Origin of the sequence: Bacillus sp. 1780r2a1 (assembly GCA_024134725.1) — a bacterium.
Taxonomy (GTDB): domain Bacteria; phylum Bacillota; class Bacilli; order Bacillales; family Bacillaceae_H; genus Priestia; species Priestia aryabhattai_A.
In genome coordinates this window covers 2,509,189-2,526,350 of sequence record CP099863.1, presented here as the reverse complement: position 1 = coordinate 2,526,350, position 17,162 = coordinate 2,509,189, and the positions used below count along the sequence as shown (strand labels likewise).

The 17,162-nt window shown below is 36.6% G+C and carries 20 protein-coding genes and 1 pseudogene; 16 read left to right on the top strand and 5 right to left on the bottom strand.

Features of this window, described 5'->3' with window-relative positions:
* Nucleotides 1-80: 80 nt before the first annotated feature.
* The gene (locus tag NIZ91_12605; protein ID USY53597.1) at nt 81-1,157 is read right to left on the bottom strand and encodes a glycosyltransferase family 2 protein; all 1,077 of its coding nucleotides are present in this window, start codon (nt 1,155-1,157) and stop codon (nt 81-83) included.
* Between the two features lie 292 nt (nt 1,158-1,449).
* Between NIZ91_12605 and NIZ91_12600 the strand changes: the two are divergent.
* A pseudogene (locus NIZ91_12600) lies at nt 1,450-2,706 on the top strand (hypothetical protein).
* A gap of 227 nt (nt 2,707-2,933) precedes the next feature.
* Nucleotides 2,934-3,926, top strand: coding sequence for a PHB depolymerase family esterase (locus tag NIZ91_12595; GenBank protein ID USY53596.1), 993 nt, complete (start codon nt 2,934-2,936; stop codon nt 3,924-3,926).
* Between the two features lie 166 nt (nt 3,927-4,092).
* On the opposite strand, the gene NIZ91_12590 is transcribed toward NIZ91_12595, so the two are convergent.
* Nucleotides 4,093-4,197, bottom strand: coding sequence for a YjcZ family sporulation protein (locus NIZ91_12590; GenBank protein USY53595.1), 105 nt, complete (start codon nt 4,195-4,197; stop codon nt 4,093-4,095).
* Nucleotides 4,198-4,478: 281 nt separating this feature from the next.
* On the opposite strand from NIZ91_12590, the gene NIZ91_12585 reads away from it, so the two are divergent.
* The 6 genes from NIZ91_12585 (at nt 4,479) to NIZ91_12560 (ending at nt 8,334) form a co-directional block, all read left to right on the top strand.
* Nucleotides 4,479-4,895, top strand: coding sequence for a CBS domain-containing protein (locus tag NIZ91_12585; protein ID USY53594.1), 417 nt, complete (start codon nt 4,479-4,481; stop codon nt 4,893-4,895).
* Nucleotides 4,896-5,059: 164 nt separating this feature from the next.
* Complete coding sequence (locus NIZ91_12580) at nt 5,060-5,401, top strand: hypothetical protein (GenBank protein ID USY53593.1); 342 nt, start codon at nt 5,060-5,062, stop codon at nt 5,399-5,401.
* Nucleotides 5,402-5,551: 150 nt separating this feature from the next.
* On the top strand, nt 5,552-5,866 hold the full coding sequence (locus tag NIZ91_12575; protein ID USY53592.1) for a PadR family transcriptional regulator: 315 nt from the start codon (nt 5,552-5,554) through the stop codon (nt 5,864-5,866).
* A complete protein-coding gene (gene chrA, locus NIZ91_12570) occupies nt 5,863-7,047 on the top strand; it encodes a chromate efflux transporter (protein ID USY53591.1) in 1,185 nt (394 codons plus the stop codon). The genes NIZ91_12575 and chrA overlap by 4 nt, the downstream gene beginning before the upstream one ends.
* A 78-nt stretch (nt 7,048-7,125) precedes the next feature.
* On the top strand, nt 7,126-7,287 hold the full coding sequence (locus NIZ91_12565) for a hypothetical protein (GenBank protein ID USY53590.1): 162 nt from the start codon (nt 7,126-7,128) through the stop codon (nt 7,285-7,287).
* 96 nt (nt 7,288-7,383) lie between these two features.
* Nucleotides 7,384-8,334 carry a sporulation protein gene (locus NIZ91_12560; protein USY53589.1) on the top strand — a complete coding sequence of 317 codons (951 nt, stop codon included), beginning with the start codon at nt 7,384-7,386 and terminating at the stop codon, nt 8,332-8,334.
* A gap of 31 nt (nt 8,335-8,365) precedes the next feature.
* Here the strand turns inward: NIZ91_12560 and NIZ91_12555 are convergent, their stop codons facing one another.
* Nucleotides 8,366-9,706 carry a hemolysin family protein gene (locus tag NIZ91_12555; GenBank protein USY53588.1) on the bottom strand — a complete coding sequence of 447 codons (1,341 nt, stop codon included), beginning with the start codon at nt 9,704-9,706 and terminating at the stop codon, nt 8,366-8,368.
* A 151-nt stretch (nt 9,707-9,857) separates the two neighbouring features.
* On the opposite strand from NIZ91_12555, the gene NIZ91_12550 reads away from it, so the two are divergent.
* Nucleotides 9,858-10,601 carry a YwqG family protein gene (locus NIZ91_12550; protein USY53587.1) on the top strand — a complete coding sequence of 248 codons (744 nt, stop codon included), beginning with the start codon at nt 9,858-9,860 and terminating at the stop codon, nt 10,599-10,601.
* Nucleotides 10,602-10,706: 105 nt separating this feature from the next.
* Here NIZ91_12550 and NIZ91_12545 read toward each other — a convergent pair whose 3' ends face one another.
* Nucleotides 10,707-11,339: a spore coat protein gene (locus tag NIZ91_12545; protein ID USY53586.1), complete on the bottom strand. Its 633-nt coding sequence runs from the start codon at nt 11,337-11,339 to the stop codon at nt 10,707-10,709.
* Between the two features lie 176 nt (nt 11,340-11,515).
* On the opposite strand from NIZ91_12545, the gene NIZ91_12540 reads away from it, so the two are divergent.
* Nucleotides 11,516-12,067, top strand: a complete 552-nt coding sequence (locus tag NIZ91_12540) for a hypothetical protein (GenBank protein USY53585.1) — start codon at nt 11,516-11,518, stop codon at nt 12,065-12,067.
* 18 nt (nt 12,068-12,085) lie between these two features.
* On the opposite strand, the gene NIZ91_12535 is transcribed toward NIZ91_12540, so the two are convergent.
* The gene (locus tag NIZ91_12535; GenBank protein ID USY53584.1) at nt 12,086-12,532 is read right to left on the bottom strand and encodes a DNA starvation/stationary phase protection protein; all 447 of its coding nucleotides are present in this window, start codon (nt 12,530-12,532) and stop codon (nt 12,086-12,088) included.
* A gap of 170 nt (nt 12,533-12,702) precedes the next feature.
* Here NIZ91_12535 and NIZ91_12530 point away from each other — a divergent pair, with 170 nt between their 5' ends.
* The 6 genes from NIZ91_12530 to NIZ91_12505 all read left to right on the top strand — a co-directional run bounded on the left by NIZ91_12530 (nt 12,703) and on the right by NIZ91_12505 (nt 17,025).
* Nucleotides 12,703-12,978 carry a Fe-S cluster assembly protein HesB gene (locus NIZ91_12530; GenBank protein USY53583.1) on the top strand — a complete coding sequence of 92 codons (276 nt, stop codon included), beginning with the start codon at nt 12,703-12,705 and terminating at the stop codon, nt 12,976-12,978.
* 123 nt (nt 12,979-13,101) lie between these two features.
* Entirely contained in the window at nt 13,102-13,278 is a 177-nt protein-coding gene (locus tag NIZ91_12525; GenBank protein USY53582.1) for a hypothetical protein, read from the top strand.
* A 653-nt stretch (nt 13,279-13,931) separates the two neighbouring features.
* Nucleotides 13,932-14,162 carry a hypothetical protein gene (locus tag NIZ91_12520; GenBank protein ID USY53581.1) on the top strand — a complete coding sequence of 77 codons (231 nt, stop codon included), beginning with the start codon at nt 13,932-13,934 and terminating at the stop codon, nt 14,160-14,162.
* A gap of 26 nt (nt 14,163-14,188) precedes the next feature.
* Nucleotides 14,189-15,286 carry a spore germination protein gene (locus NIZ91_12515; GenBank protein USY53580.1) on the top strand — a complete coding sequence of 366 codons (1,098 nt, stop codon included), beginning with the start codon at nt 14,189-14,191 and terminating at the stop codon, nt 15,284-15,286.
* Nucleotides 15,287-15,413: 127 nt separating this feature from the next.
* A complete protein-coding gene (locus NIZ91_12510; protein USY53579.1) occupies nt 15,414-15,959 on the top strand; it encodes a copper resistance protein CopC in 546 nt (181 codons plus the stop codon).
* A gap of 4 nt (nt 15,960-15,963) precedes the next feature.
* A complete protein-coding gene (locus NIZ91_12505; GenBank protein USY53578.1) occupies nt 15,964-17,025 on the top strand; it encodes a CopD family protein in 1,062 nt (353 codons plus the stop codon).
* The last annotated feature ends 137 nt before the right edge of the window (nt 17,026-17,162 follow it).

Here is a 17,162-nt window from a genome sequence, read left to right as displayed (position 1 = left end):
TATGCATAATGTTTCCAAAAACGACCGCAAATATATCTATAAATTTATTAAAACGCTTAGCTTTCTATTCTAAACTCAAGCTAAACCAAAGGTTTTCGTTGTTGAAAATAAGATTCATTGTGTAAAGTACTAGCGTGCTGTGGGATCAGCTCCATACATTTTAAGTGATGAGCGTAAGCTTTTTCCACAGCGTTTATCTTTTCATAACAAACTGTCAACTGCAGGTGGGGAATCCATGTCCATGATGGTTCATGAAGAATCGCCATAGAGCTCGGTTTAGGTTGTTGCAATGCCACTTCAAACCAGAAAATAGCATTTTCCCAATTAAGTTTTTCCATGAATAGCCTTCCAATGGCACAGCAAGCCTCAGCTCTGGGGGTGTTGTAAGTAAAAGTCTCAAGACAAGAACGTATTGCTTCTTCCTTTTCTCCCATTTTCTCAAAACAAAAGCTTTTATTTAAGCATGCTTGGATTTTATCTTCAATCCAACCATCTTGTTTATTTAGAAATTTTTTATAATAAGTTAGTGCTTCACTATATCGATGATGATCTTTTAGTTCGTTAGCAAAATAAAAAAGATCTCGTGTAGAAAATACCTCTTCGTTTTTTCGTTTGTTTAAATAGATTAGAAGATTTCGATTGGATGTATTCTTTTCTTTTCCGTGTGTAATTGCTACATCACTATCAATTATCTTTCCGTATACTTCTAAGTACTCATGAACGGCACCGATCCATTTGAAATGGCGAGTGCGTTTAACTAGCCTGTTACGCTTTAAGCTATATGCTGGCTGATTGTTTTCGTCAAATGATAAGTGATAATTCATCGTAACACTATCTATGGAATCATCGAGCTGGCCTTTTAGTTGTTTAAACTCAGTTTGATCCCTTTTTGTTAGGTAATCATCCGCGTCCAGCCATAAGATATAGTCTTTTGTTGCATTTGAAAACGAAAAATTGCGAGCGAATGAAAAGTTATCTTTCCATTCTAGGAAAAAAATATTAGATGTGTACTTTTCAGCAATTTTGACTGTATTATCAACAGAGCCGGTATCAACAATAATAATTTCATCAACTAAATGATGGACACTTAGCAAACAGCGTTCTAACGTTTCCTCTTCGTCTCTTACAATCATACATAAACTTATAGAAGCACTCATTGTTTCTCCCTCACTTTCTAAGTTTAGTTTATGTAGCCTTATTATTTTGGTTATTGTTAAAAAGTAGATTGATAACAATAAATGCAAATTAGTGTCAGTGTTTAAGTGTTTACATATAATGTAACAAAGCTGAAAATGTGCTAAAACATATCTTTTATAAATAGTTCCATAGAAGTAGTACGTATCTGGACAAGCAACCTATTAGTCAGTGTAGAACAAAAAATAAAGCAGAAGGAGTCTACGAATGAACGAGAATAATTCTACGAATCCAGAAAATGTTAATATTTCAAATATTGTTGGGCCACCAGGCCCGCAAGGTCCTCCAGGGCCACCAGGACCCACTGGACCAACAGGTGCTACTGGTCCACAAGGACCGCAAGGATTTCAAGGTATTCAAGGGATTCCAGGCCCACAAGGTATTCAAGGAGTTCCAGGACCAGCGGGGTTATCAGGTCCACAAGGTGCGCAGGGTCCATTAGGTCCTCAGGGATTAAGAGGTCCACAAGGTGCACAAGGACCTCAAGGTTTAAGAGGCATAACCGGAATTGGATTACAAGGCAGTGTGCCTTATAACGCAGGGCAAGCAAGTCAGTATCCTGCAGGACAAATTGTTACGTTTAATGGAAGTACGTACATTACAAATAATCCAAGTCCACAAGGTCTTCCTGGAAGCTCTGCTGATTATTCTTTAATTGCATCAGTGGGGGCACAAGGTCCGACGGGAGCAACAGGAGCAACAGGAGTACAAGGTCCGACGGGAGTAACAGGAGCAACAGGAGTACAAGGCTTACAGGGAGTTCAAGGTCCAACGGGAGAGCAAGGTCTGCAAGGAATCCAAGGTCCGGTAGGTCCAACAGGAGAACAGGGTTTGCAAGGAATCCAAGGTCCAATAGGTCCAACGGGAGAGCAAGGTCTGCAAGGAATCCAAGGTCCAATAGGTCCAACGGGAGAGCAAGGTTTGCAAGGAATCCAAGGTCCAATAGGTCCAACGGGAGAGCAAGGTCTGCAAGGAATCCAAGGCCCGGTAGGTCCAACGGGAGAGCAAGGTCTGCAAGGAATCCAAGGTCCGGTAGGTCCAACGGGAGAGCAAGGTCTGCAAGGAATCCAAGGTCCAACAGGTCCAACTGGTGAAGCTGGTACAAACACAACAGCAACTTCAGCTTTTGCAGCTAATACTGGAGGAGCGACAATTGCAGTTGTATTAGGAGGAACAAATATTCCACTTCCAGATACTCAAAATATTTCAGCTGATATTATTCCAAGTGGCGGAAATACAGTCTTCACCGTACAAACTGCAGGAAGATACTATTTGTCTTATCAAATTAATACAACAGCAGGCTTATTAGCGACAGCACGAATTGTGACCAATGGTGCAGCAGTGCCATCTACAGTTGTAGGCGGCTTGGTGAATTTATCAAACTATAAGGGAGAGAGTATAGTCACTTTAGCAGCAGGCTCAACAATTTCACTACAGTTGTTTGGTTTACTGGGTGCAGCCGTATTGACTACCGGAGCTGGAGCCACGTTAACCATCATTCGATTATCATAATAAAAATGATATTTGTCAAAAAACGTTCATAGAATAGAAGTATATGAACATCAATGTGTTCAAGACTAGCTAACGGGGTATAGAATAAGTACAATAACGATTTTCTTGTTCGTTTAATTATAATTGGGCAAACGATTTGTTTGTCCTTTTATCATCTGCTAGTGACAATTTTCACATATAGATGTAAACGAAGAAATGAAAACGTTGACAAAAAGAGGTGGAATGTTATGACAGGCTCACTACCTTTTGTTATTATGGCTTTGTTACTTCTCTCTTTAGATCAAGATCAGGAATTGGCAACACAATCTGGTGGTACGTTTAAAACATATACTTATCAAGGAAAGAAATTTAAAGTTTATCTCCCTAAAAATTATTATTTTTTGAAAACGTATCCGCTTATGGTTATGTTGCACGGCTGTACACAGAGCGCAGACGATTTCGCAAAAGGAACAAATATGAACACACTTGCAGATGAAAAAGGATTTATTGTTATCTACCCTCAGCAATCAAGCAATGCAAATTTAAAGAAGTGCTGGAACTGGTTTGAGCCTCTTCATCAGCTACGAGGTTTGGGGGAGCCTGCTATTATTGCTGGGATGGTTAAAAAAGTAAAGCGCATGCACTTTATTCAGCATGATAAAGTGTTTATTGCAGGACTGTCTGCTGGCGGAGCAATGAGCATCGTTATGGGCGTTACGTATCCTGAACTATTTTCTGGAATCGGCGTGGCAGCTGGACTTGAGTATCAGGCAGCACTAAACGTATTTAATGCATACGCAGTCATGGCACATCAAGGTCCGCCACCTGTTAGACAAGGTAGAGTTGCACATCAAGTAATGGGTAAGCGTGCTAAACCGATGCCGGTGATTGTATTTCATGGAAACGCTGACTCTACGGTAAATGTTTTAAATGCAGATCAAGTTGTAGAACAGTGGATTACTACAAATAATTTAGCGTTTAATGGAAAGGTTGACGGATGGATTGACAATAAGCCTAAAACGGTTAGAGAAGAAAAAAGTCACTTTGGAAGAGATTTTACTTATGCTCAATACGCAAGTTCCAGAGGAGAAATTTTAATTGATCAATACATTATAAATGGTATGGGACACGCATGGTCTGGCGGAAGCACAGAAGGAAGCTATACGGATGAAAAGGGCCCTGATTCAAGTAGAATTATGTGGGAGTTTTTTATGGAAAATGGAAATTTCTCGCGTGTATAAGAAAAAAAATAAAAAGCTCAGTCCCGTTTATATACTGAGCTTTTTACTATGCTATCACGGCATTTAATTCTGATAAATAGCGTTAGATAGCAGGAATATTGAGGTGTGTAAAGAATATGTAATATAAAGGAAAGAAGAGCTGACGAGTCAGCTCTTCACTTATTGATTAGTATCCCCAGCCACCATAGCAACTGCAACCTACGATAACTAAAAGAATGAATAGTACGACTAAAAATGCAAAACCACCATTGTAACCGCCATAAGAACCCATTCGTAACGCCTCCTTCCTTATATTACACTTTTATTGTACGCAAAACGTTTAAAAAGGTGACGATAATGGGCGGGAATACTAAATGCGCGAACTTATGTAATTTCTCGATTAGAGTGAATAAAATGTGTAAAATAGGATTGATGATTTACTTGTTAGGGAATAGTAACGAAGAAAACGTGTAATTATGTATAATTAACTGTAATTTGTTGCTGTTCGAAATAAATAACAAGAAAAGTAAACAGATAAGAAGGACGTTTAGTGGGAAAAAAGGAGAGTAAAAAATGAATTTGGCATTTTTTTTAATTCCAAAACAAGAAGTAGTAACCCTTAACATTCAATCAACCTTAAGGCAGGCGCTTGAGAAGATGGAACATCACCGTTATTCTACTGTACCTCTAGTAGATGATGAAGGTAAATATGTTGGTGTTTTAACAGAAGGGGACTTGCTTTGGAAGTTAAAAAGTCTAGGCGATTATCGCTTTCAAGATACGGAAAATATTAAGTTAACAGAAGTTGATCGTTATCAAGATTATCAACCAATTCCAATTTACGGAGAAATTGAAGGGATTATTACGAAGGCAATTGAACAAAACTTCGTACCTGTTGTCGATGACCAAGGAGTCTTTATCGGTATTATTCGTAGAAGAGAAATATTAGAGTTTTATTCAGATAATATAATTAAACGTATGATTCAGTGAAAAAAGCCTTTACATCCAAAAGATGTAAAGGCTTTTTTTGAGAAGAAATATAAAGTTAACTAAAAAAAGGCGCAGTTACTTAAATACAACAATGCACGTACTTATAGGATTGTACATAGTTTATTACTATAAATAAAATATTCTATGTTGAAAGGTGAATTTATATGACAGAAAAACATCGTAAAGAAGCAGAAAAAAAGTTTCATCAATCAAATCAATACTACTTTAAAGCAGAAGCTAAATGTAAGAAGAGAAGATGCAAGCGCAAAGAAGAAGGTTATGTCAAAGCAGAATGTCGTGTAGAAAAAAGGCACTGCAAAAAGAAGGAAGATCGAGTAGAAAGAGAAAAAGGGTACTGCAAGAAGAAGGAAGATCGTGCAGAAAGACACCGCATTCGTGATGAGCGTAGAGCGGAAAGACAGGATCGAAAAGAAAAAAACCATCATGATAAAAAAAGTACGCATCATAAGAAAAAAGGAGATCATTGGAATCGCCTACTATATTAACAGTTTAAAAACCTTACCTCCATTGGGTAAGGTTTTTTTATTTTAATAAAAAAAATAATGTTTACAAACACTTAACATTATGACTAACTTTATCATGATATGATATCAATATCCGATATCAAAATATGATATTGGATAAGGGGGATCCTTATGTTACGCGAATTCTTTTTGGGAAGTATTAAAATCCATATTTTGTACCATGCCAGCATCGAGCCAATTTACGGGTCATATATGATTGAAGAGCTGCAATCCCACGGTTACAATATTAGTCCTGGAACCATTTATCCTACGCTTCATCATTTGGAGAAAGATGGGCTTTTAATAAAAGAAGAACGAACTGTAAAAGGGAAAATTCGTAAATATTATACCATTACCGAAAAAGGTCAAGAGGTGCTCGAAGGTGCAAAAGAGCAAATTCGTGAATTAGCAAGAGAAGTATTAAAAGAAGGAGAGGATACATCATGAATCAATCAGTGTTTCGAAGGTGGATTGAAATCTTACTTATTTCGACTAAGCTTGGCTTAACCTCCTTTGGTGGGCCCATTGCGCATCTAGGATACTTCAGAGAAGAGTATGTAAAAAAGAGAAAGTGGCTTGACGAAAAAAGTTATGCTGATTTAATTGCTTTATGTCAATTTTTACCCGGTCCAGCGAGCAGCCAAGTAGGCATTTCGATTGGAATGCTGCGCGGTGGTATTTTTGGAGGCGTGCTGTCATGGATAGGTTTTACGATGCCTTCAGTTATTGTACTTATTTTGTTTGCATATTTAGTACAAGGATTTGACGCTTCAAGTGCAGGCTGGATTAATGGTCTAAAGATTGTTGCTGTTGCGGTAGTGGCCCAAGCGGTTCTTGGCATGGGGAAAAACTTAGCCCCAGACAGACCACGTATTACAATGGCTATACTCGCAGCACTAATTACTTTATTTTTTCCAAGTGCAATTGGACAAATTGGAACCATCATCGCTGCGGGGATAGTAGGGTATGTTCTATATAAAGAAATAAAAATGGATGATGTGCAAGACATGCCTATTACAATCAGCCGAAAAGTTGGCGCATTGGCATGGATTGTATTTATAGCGTTATTAGTAGGATTACCACTTTTGCGTACTGCATTTCCTACTGTTTGGATGGGCATAATTGATATTTACTATCGAGTTGGTTCGATTGTTTTTGGAGGCGGCCATGTTGTTCTCCCGATGCTAGAACGTGAAGTTGTACCAATTGGCATGGTAACAGAATCTGAATTTTTAGCTGGATACGGTGCAACGCAAGCAGTCCCAGGTCCTTTATTTACGTTTGCCAGTTATCTTGGAACGGTAACGGCTGGTTGGTCTGGTGCTTTAGTTGCAACTGCGGCAATGTTTCTACCGTCATTCTTGCTTGTCCTCGGCACCTTACCATTTTGGAACGTTCTTCGCAAAAAGCCAAGCGTACGAGCAGCTTTAATGGGCGTAAATGCAGCTGTTGTAGGAATCTTACTTGCAGCGTTATATGATCCAGTTTTTACTAGTGCAATCAAAACAACGCCAGACTTTGCATTAGCGCTTGTCGCTTTTGGTTTATTAATGTACTGGAAAGTAGCTCCCTGGATTGTTGTACTTGCAACTGCACTGGGTGGTTATGTACTATCAATTTTTTTCTAGTACCAATGAATATTCACTTCTAACTGGGCGAACGCATAGAATAAAGAACTATACGTTATAACTTAGGAGGAAAAGCCCGTGGAGTGGATTGCAGAGCTATTGCGTGATAAGGAAATTGCGGCTCAGTTAATTAAAACAGTCGGTGTTAGCATTATTGTCATAGGCTACATTTGTTTGTTTGTCGGTGAAGCGAGCGAGCTAAATGTTTTACAAAAGATGAAAGAATTAGGAGTGAGATAAAAGTTCTCGAAGTGAGAACTTTTTTTGTTGAAACTTATATGGAAACCATCCGTATATAGTAATATAAGCAGCAGAAATTTTAAAAGGGGGATTGTTATGTTAAAGAAAATATTTGCAAAAATGGGTGTAGGTGCTGCAAAAGTCGACCTCATTTTGAACGAAAGTACATATACGTTAGGTGAGCACGTAGAAGGAAAAATCAAGGTCCAAGGTGGTAAAGTTGAGCAGCACATTAATTTTATAAATGTAGAACTATGGATGGAAGTGCGCGGCCGTAACGGGGAGTTTCATACTCATAAAGTGACCAGTATCCCAACCGTTTCTTCTTTTCTAATTAGAGAAGGAGAAGAGCAGGAATGGGGATTTAAATATGAGTTACCAATGAATATTCCCATTTCAGCAAGCAATTGCAGCTACTTCTTTCAAACGCATTTAGATATTGAAGGTGGAGCAGATGCAAAAGATCGAGATGCCATTCGTATTAAAGCGCCTGAGACACTGTATCAGTTTGTCGAGGCGCTTGAAAGCTTAGGATTTAGAGAAAAGCATCAATCTGGCCAGTTTAACGGTTATAAACAAGAGTTTGAGTTTTTTCCGACATCTCAATTTCAAAGCCGTATTCGTGAATTAGAGTTTGAGGTGGCCATAGAAGATAAAGGCCTTCGTATTTTGCTTGAACTTGATTTACCAGGCTTTGGTCGAGAACGTGAAATAAAGCAAGAGATTTATTTGTCAAAGGAAGAATTAGGGAACGGTACGAAGCTTCATCAATCATTACACCAAATTATTGAAGAGATGATTAACAATCCAACTAACTATGAATACTTTCAGCCTTCTCATTATCAAAAGGGCCAGTATAAAAGAGGCATGAGTGGTCTTGGAGGCGCTATGGGAGGGTTTGCAGCGGGTATGCTAGGTGGTATGCTTTTAGGAGAAGTGATGGATGATATGTTTGAAGACGTGGCATTTGATGATATACAAGAAGACATAGAAGACAGTGAGGATCTCTTTGATAGTGATTTATTTGGCGGAGAAGACGAGTGGTAATAAAAAAGTAAAGGATGAAACCTCAAATGGTTCATCCTTCTTTTTGTTTACCATTATCACTATTTGAAGAAGATGTTTTTCGTTTCTTCACTTCTACGTATTTGATATGGAAATCTTCTATGACTAACACTTTGAAATAAAAATCATCATGTTGTACAATATCGTTTTTCCCAACATCGAATCGTTCAGTTAGCACCCAACCAGCAATTGTATCTACTTCCTTATCGCTAATATCTGTGCCAAGTAAATCATTTACTTCACTAATCAACATTTTACCATCTAAAATATAATGATTTTCTTTAATTTTCTGGACGTAGGGAATTTCGTCAGCATCAAACTCATCACGAATTTCACCTACAATCTCTTCAACAATGTCCTCAATTGTAACGAGGCCGGCTGTACCACCATATTCATCAAATAAAATAGCCATCTGTACCCGATCTTTTTGCATTTTCACTAATAAATCATGAATTGGAACGGTTTCAATTACTTTTAAAATCGGCTTTACATAAGATTCTAAAGTGTTTGTACCATCTTTTTGGTTAAATACAATATCATTGTAAATTTCTTTAATATTTACAAGTCCAACCACTTTATCTTTGTCACCATCTTCAATAATTGGATAACGAGTATATTTTTCCACATTTGCAACTTGAAGAAAAACTTCTACAATATCATCTTTTGATGCAGTTATAATCTCAGTACGAGGGACCATTACTTCTTTCGCCAAGCGATCATCAAAATCAAAGATTTTATTCATATACTTATACTCAGACTGGTTAATCTCTCCGCCTTTTAAGCTTTCAGAAAGTAAAATCCGAATTTCTTCTTCACTATGAGCTACCTCATGTTCAGAAGCAGGCTGTAATCCAAACATACGAGTAAGAAGCTGTGCTGACCCATTTAAGGCTTTAATAAATGGATACATAATTTTATAAAACCAAATAATTGGTTTAGAAAATAATAAAGTAATTCGTTCCGACATTTGAATAGCGAATGTTTTGGGTGCTAGTTCACCTACCACTACATGTAAAAATGTAATAATAACAAATGCGATAACAAATGACAAAATGCCTGCTAAGCGTTCATTAATATTGAAATCGTTAAAAAGGGGATGGAGGATTCGTTCAAGCGTTGGTTCGCCAAGCCAACCAAGGCCGAGAGCTGTAATGGTAATTCCAAGCTGGCAAGCAGATAGATATTCGTCAAGATGCGTGATAACATGCTTAGCTGCTATTGCCTTTTTATTTCCTTCATCAACAAGCTGATTAATACGAGAGCTTCTCACCTTTACAATTGCGAACTCAGTTGCTACAAAAAAGGCGGTTAAGCCAATTAAGAGAGCAACGAGAAAAAGATTTAAAATCGTCAAAGTTTCACCACCTATTCAGTACGTGTATATAGTAAGTGTTATCTAAACGATTAAAGAACATGTATTGAAACAATGCCCAGCACGGTTTGAAAAAGAGAAAGTAGCGTTTTCATTTATGGGTTTGTGCTATACTAGCCTAGAGGTGAAAGAAATGAATATATTGGATAATTTAATCTTAAAACATGGACTTCAAACACTAAAGGAAGAGATATATAGCTCTTTGTATACATGCATTATGGTACATCCCACTCGTGCTGAAGAACTTAACATTGGTACATCAAAATTAGGAGGATATCCAGACTTACCGCCAGAGTTTTGCTGGCCTGAAAAGGATGGGGAATACCTACAGTTTATTGGTCAAATTAATTTATCTCAGCTAGAAGGTACGTGGAAGAAAGACTTTCTTCTTCCTGAAACTGGCTATTTGTACTTCTTTTACGACGGTGAAGCATATGGCGAAGAAGATCAACAAAATGGTTGGCGCGTACTTTTTTATGAAGGCTCAGCAAAGAATTTAAGTACAATAAAAGTAGACGTTTCAAATGTATACTCACAGTGTGAGGTACAGTTTAGTTATGATATTCGTCTTGGAGATACATATATAGAAGACGATCAGTTGTATGATCAATTCGATGCTCTTATGTTAGAAATTAATGGTAATATTCCATTTCATCAAATTGGAGGAACGACGTGGAACATCCAAGGGGATGTCTTGGAAGAATGTGAAGATTTTTCTGGTAGAAAAGGCGATTGGCAGTTATTGTTTCAAATTGATTCTGACGACCAACTTAATATGATGTGGGGGGACGTTGGAATTTTATACTATTGTATTGAGAGGCAAGCTCTTGCAAAAAAGCAGTTTGAAAACACATGGCTAATCATGCAATGTTCATAAGACAAGCACCTCCTGGGTTATGCATTATTTAGACACAATTCAGGGGGTGCTTTTTCCTTTGTCTTATTTAATTAGGTCTTTCCAGTACTAAAAAGAAGGCGGTTTTTAATGTAACGTTTTATTGTTTGGAAGCTCTGGGGATTGTGTAGCTTTTGCAAACCCTTGCGTCATTTGCTGCATATCTTGAGCAGCTAGCTGCGGTACTTGATAGTTATGACGCTTGTTTTGATAGTGAGCTACTTCATATGCCATCTCAATCCAATTAGGAACGCTATCAGCGAATAAACGACGCACAATAGGGTTTGTGATTTCAAGCGCGGTCATGGTAACGAGTGAAGCATGACCTTTTAATAATCCTAGCATATGTCCTGAAATTCCCTTGTCGCTAATGTCGTTAATCGATTGATTTGGCTTTTTAGGTTGGCCAGCTTTCAAACCGTATACAAAATCGTTTGTTTCTGCCATATTGTAGGTTTGCGTTGGGCTAGAAGGGTCTTGCCCAGTTGAAAAAGATTCTACAATGCGGTTGTAGTCTTCTAAAATAAAGCCATATTGACGGTCTAACATTTGTTTTAACTCTTCATCTTGAATGTATTGTCGAAACATCATAAATTGATCTAAAACATTGATCATACCAGCTAGCGTTTCGTGAACATCAAAGAGTTCGTGTCCTCCGTGATTCATCGCTTGTGGCACCTTACCAGTATGCATATTTATATGTGTTTGTTCGTGGTTCATATTCATCCTCCTACTAAATAAATAAATACGTTGTTTAGTGTAAAGAATCGAAGCATCTTTATACGTGTAAAAAGAAAAATTATTGAAACGTTTTAGATTTTATTGATGATATCAAAGGAATTTTACAACACATATCGAATATGAACTTTAACTTTAAGGATTGGAGATATAGCTTAATGAATGAGTTAATGGCATGGTCGGAGCAACTACAAGCAGAAGCAACAAGTTTATTGGAAGAATATCAGCTTTTACACTTATGCAAACAATATGGTAATCCTCTCATTGCAGGTAGCTTTGATTTAAATGTTATGGTGTTTCGTCATCTTGATGTTTACATTGGAAGCGATAAGGTTATTGAAGACTTATTCTTCGCTCTTGGTAAAGACCTAGCAATAAGAATGAATCCTGTTAAAATGGTGTTTGTTGGTAATAAGGACGAAGAAGAAGGGATGACATGGTCTATATACGCAAATGTTGAAGGGCATGAATGGAAAATTAATATTAATGTTGTTGCTGAAGCAGTCATACAGCAAATGCTTCAAAAACAGCAAAAGCTAAAAGCGAAAATGACAGAGAAGAAAAGAGAGCATATTTTATTTTTTAAACAGCAGAGTGGTTATAATCGCTATTACAAAAGTGCGCATGTGTATGAAGCAGTCTTGGTAGAAGATGTTCAAGATGATATGACATTTTTTAAATGGCTACAACATAAAAAACGAGCCCAGTAAAGTAGGCTCGTCTTTTATTTATACTAATTCTTTTGCGGGCAAAGAAGCGTTAAGCATCCAAATATGCTTTTCAAGGCGACCAACTGTTCCGATGAATAAATCAGCAGTAACATGATCATGTGCTTCTTCAGCAATTTTAATTCCCATTTTAAGCTGTTGAACAAGAAGTTGATAATCCTTACTAACAGCTTCAACCATTTCACGAGCAGTTTGCTCGTTTCCTTCTTCACTTAGAGTAGCCAAGCTTAAAAATTCTTTTAGCGTAGCTACAGGCTGTCCACCAATTGCTAGCAATCGCTCTGCATATTCATCTATATCCGCAGCAGTTTCTGTATATAGTTCCTCAAATTTCTCATGAAGAGTAAAGAACTGAGGTCCTTTTACATACCAATGAAAGCGATGAAGTTTCGTGTAAAGTACGTTTAAATTAGCGATCTGTTGATTTACTAGTTGTTCTAAATTCATTTGTTTAGCCTCCTAATAATTTATCTTATATATAAATTATATCATTTATTATATTATAATCAATACTTATTTATAATTATTATAATTTAGAAATAAACCTTTTTTAAAAGAGAAGTCTTGAAGGGTTATGTTAAGATATCTAAGAGAATATAGTAAAAGGAAGAGATTAAATGATTATTACAAATGAAGCAAAAGCGTTAATTGAGGAAATTTTATCTGAACAAGAAATCGAAGGTATTCGTCTTTACTTTAAAGGAATCAGCTGTGATATCCCCAATATTGGATTGTCTTTTGAAGAAGCTCAACAAAACGATGAGCTGCAAGTTATTAACGGTATACTAGTAGCAATTGAAGAAGCAATCTTACCCTATACGAAAGAACTTTTACTAGACGTTCATACAACACCATACGGACCTGGTTTAGCTTTAGTAGGTGCCAAAGATTAATAAGTAAAGGTTTTGAAAAAATGCTGATAAATAATTTGTTAGAATATCTGACAAATATGTTGGAATAATGGAAAAATATTGTTTTACTTAATTTAAGCGTTAATGAAAACGAGGGGGGATTACATGCTTCTTTCTCATCATGTAACGGTTGAACAACGTAAAAAAATTAAACATTTTAAACAGCTAATTCGAGACTCGCGTTCAGCAAATGAACGTGTGATGTATCAGCAGCAGTTAAATCAATTTGTTGAGCGACTGTTTATTGAGAATCGTCTTCAGCGTCATGGAGAACACAAGTAAATAAAGAGGTTGGGACATAAGTACTTCAGTAAATAACCTATCCGGACTATCACGAGTTATATACTTTTTGATAGTTCGGATATTTTTTTATTGCTTTAGAAAATAATAAAAATAGTGGAATGTAGTGTAAGGAACTTGATTCCTTCAGGACTTAGAAGGACAGTCGGAGACCCCCTAGCGCATTGGAACAAGCTTATTTTAAATCCTTACGATGATAGAAATGTAGTGATTCGTCTTTTGGGAAAAACATTTTAGTATGTTCTACATTTTTTTAGGTATTATTTCACTATCTTTTGAAAGCGTTTTCTATTATCGTTATAGTATGATCTGTTTCAATATAACATGTATAAAATGCGTTCTAAAAAGCAAGAAGGAGTGGCTTGTATGAATAAAAATGGAAACTTCTTACTGGGCTTACTATGGGGAACGTCTTTGAGTATTCCGCTTTGGCTTTCTTTCTTTGGGTGGTTAAAACTATTATTAAAGATCAGCTTATGAAATCAAAATCTAATGGACACGTTAATAAGTTGCTAGATTATTGACTAGATACAAATCAGTATCTAGTCTTTTTATTTTAATAAATATTTTTTTGTGTATTTTTTTGTGTTAGAGAAATGCTATTAATAACTAGGATGAAGAAGGAGAGAAGGAAGATGAAGTTACTGATTGGCATTTTATTTTTAAGCGGTATTATTGTGGCGATTGAGCTTCCTTCTTTGTTAAAAAAAGGGCAGAAAAAAGAACTTTATTTATTTTCTTTCTTTTTACTTTTTAGCATGACTCTAAACATTTTACATAGCATGCACTTTCCGCTCCCTAATCCGTTAGATTGGCTGAGTGCAATCTTCAAGCCTTTTAACCACCTAATTGTAAATGAGAGATGAGGTGACGTGCTATTACAAAAGTAGACATGCAGAAAGAGTCAGTGATTATTAGCTCCAAGCAGTTTTTTATTATTTCAATTATGTTTCTTGTAGGAGATGGGATTTTATATGTTCCTACTATTGTTGCTACATCAGCGAAAGAAGACAGTTGGATAGTTGGTATCATTAGTATTATAGAAACACTCTTAATCGTATGGGGCTATGCCCGGCTAGCTAATGGCATGAAAAATCAGTCCCTACCAGACTATTTGGAAAAAGAGGTTGGGAAATGGAGCGCAAAATTACTTCTATTGTTTTTTATCGCGTACATACTGGTTGACATTGGGTTAATGGTATATGAAATTGGCTCCTTCCTCATTACAATTATTTTGCCGGAAACACCTATTGAAAGTATCGCTTTGGCTCTTCTCGTTGTTATTTCCTTTGGTGTCAAGCTTGGGATAGAAACGATGTCTAGAGCATCGGAAATTTTATTTCCATGGTTTTTTGGTTTATTTATTTTGCTAATAGCATTCAATATCCCTAATGTTCACTTAGAAAACTTTCAGCCGTTTTTACAGAAAGGTTCCGCTCCAATTTTCGAAGCCAATATGCAGCTTCTTCCTTATGTATTTGAAATGAGTATCTTAATTGCGATTTTTCCATTTGTAAGAAATTCAAAAGCAGCTACAAAAGCATATGTACTAGGTAGTACAGGTGGAGTGTTAATGCTATCGATTGTGATTGTGATTGCTCTTTTAGTATTTGGTGTTCAAACAATGACGTCTGAAGTATTCCCAAGCTATTTACTGGGGCAGGAAATCAGTATCGGAGGGTTTTTTCAGCGTATTGAAGTTATTATGGCAATTATCTGGTTTATTAGCGTGTTTTTTAAGGTGGCTTTTTGTTTTCTTATCTTTAACTTTTTGCTAACGTCAGTAGTAGGAATAGAAGATCACCGTTTGCTGACACTACCGCTTGCTTTCTCTTTTATACCACTTTGCCTAGCGTTTGTTCCCAATACTGTCTACCTTGTTGATTTTATAGTAACAACATGGTTGTCATATTCAGCTATGTGTGGTGTGCTGTTACCGTTTTTAATTGGAGGATTTATCATGTTGAAAAAACAGCTACACAAACAATGACGGAAATATAGTTGTGAATTTTTTGTAGCAAAATTGTGTTGTTTATTGAGAATAGGATAAGAAAAACGTAAACTTGGTAATGGATAATAAGAAATACATAAGAAAACGCAAATGAAGGTGAAAATTAATGAAAAAATTAATAATGTGTTTATTGGTAATGTTATTTACTCTTCCAACGGTGAGCTTTGCACATACGCATGTTCAAACAACCGTACCTGAGAATGGAGCAACGGTTACGTCTCCGCTAACTGAAATTAAACTTAGTTTTGAGACGCATATTGAAAAAGTAAGTACAATGACTGTGAAAAAAGATGGACAAGAACTTACTATTGATGCACAGGAAGTATCAGGTCATGATTTAACAGGTACATTTCAAGAGCCGCTTCCAAATGGAGAGTATGAAGTGAAATGGAACATTGTAGGAGAAGATGGACATGTCATGGAAGATGCAATTTCATTTACTGTGAATGTGGCTGAAGACGAAGCACTACCTGAGAATAAAGAAACACAAAAAGAGCCTGCTACAGAAGAAGCTGAAAAAAGCAGCTCTTCGGATGAGCAAACAAAAGCTGAATCAACAAACGAAAATTCATCTTTCTTCGTTATCATGATTGTAGCAGTACTTATCGTCGCAGTAGCACTTATCTTTGTGTTTAGAAAAAAGAAAGGCTGATTTAATGCCAATAGTTTTACCATTATTTGAATGGCTAACGTATATTAGCTTAGCGTTGTTACTCGGTACAGCAGTTTTACAGTATGTTTCTGAAGAAAATAAGCCTATTTTAAGCATATCTAGTAAGTGGTTAATTGCCAGTGCTCTTACGGTAGGGATTTTTTCTATAGGCCCAGCTTTAGAAATTGTGCTTGCATTTTCAAAAATTAGAGGTTTTTCAGATACTCTTCAGGTGGTATTGTTTGGAAGTAAAACAGGTCATGCATGGTTGATTGTTGTACTTTGTTCCATGTTATTGATTCTTACAATTGTTGTAAAAAGTCATCCTCATATCTATACATTACTAACTATTGGTCTAGTGGTAGGGGTTTCTTATGCTGGTCACGCCGCATCAATATCACCGGTAAACGGTATGCTTTCACATTTCCTTCACGTACTGTTTGTTGGTCTTTGGAGCGGAGTTATTTTAACGGTTTCATTCTTTATAAAAAAACCTGTGAATTGGAAAGCTTTTTTAACATGGTTTACGCCTTTTGCGATTGGATGTTTTATTTTACTTTCACTAAGTGGAGTAATTGCTATGCTTATTATAGTAGGGCTGCCTAACTACGTAAATTCATGGTCGACAAACTATGGACAAGGTTTATTACTTAAGCAAATAAGCATTATTTTATTAGTTGCGTTTGCAGTAATCAATGGTATCTTGCTTCGTAAAGTGAAAAACTCACATACTTTTCGCCCAACTGGGTGGCTACGAGTTGAAGCGGTGACCTTGCTGATTATTTTCTTTATAACAGGCGTGATGGTCAACCAATCACCGCCTACGAATCTGCAACATGCCGAAGCAAATTCTCTGCTTCCGTTTATTTATGGTCAGCCCATTACTTTACCAATTACGTTTCAGTTTACAATTGTAGGCGCAATTTTCTCGTTTTTAGCAATCTTTTTTCTTGCATATATCTTTGTGATTTTTCACAAAAAAATAAATGCGTGGTTTAGCTTGCTAAGTGGAACACTATTTGTATTTTCTTTATACATTGCTATGATTACAAGCATTTCTTTTTAATGAAAAAGACTTTCAACGTTGTTTGAAAGTCTTTTTTCGTTGCGGTAATCTTTCAGCTGATTGGCTATTGTCAGCTGGTTCATCACCTGTTATGGGCGGTCCGCTATTTTCTTTTGAGTTAGTGAAAGGAGAAATAT